The following is a 249-nucleotide window of genomic DNA, read 5'->3' as shown; positions in this document are numbered from 1 at the left end:
CTCATTGTGGGCTTTCCCTGAATATTTCTATCTTCCTGATCTCCTGAATTTCTACCGCCAACCATATTTAAATCTGAATAATTCTTTGAAAGAGGTTTGCTCTTATCGTCCTGTGGCAGCATCTTCACCATCATAAAACCCAAAACTGCTGCAGCTGCACTCCCTCCAATACGATAAAGGAAAGGCTTATATCCTACATTTACACCTTCTTTTTCCACCTGATCATTGACTACTGGTACAACGCCAGCC

At 41.8% G+C, this 249-nt stretch carries 1 protein-coding gene; it reads right to left on the bottom strand.

The features are described 5' to 3' along the window. Positions 1–249: hypothetical protein (locus SB659_RS20215; RefSeq protein ID WP_410551720.1), on the bottom strand; the 249-nt coding region annotated here is incomplete at both ends.

The organism is Arthrobacter sp. SIMBA_036 (assembly GCF_046535135.1).
Classification (GTDB): Bacteria; Actinomycetota; Actinomycetes; order Actinomycetales; family Micrococcaceae; genus Arthrobacter.
This window is presented reverse-complemented; position numbering and strand designations above follow the sequence as displayed.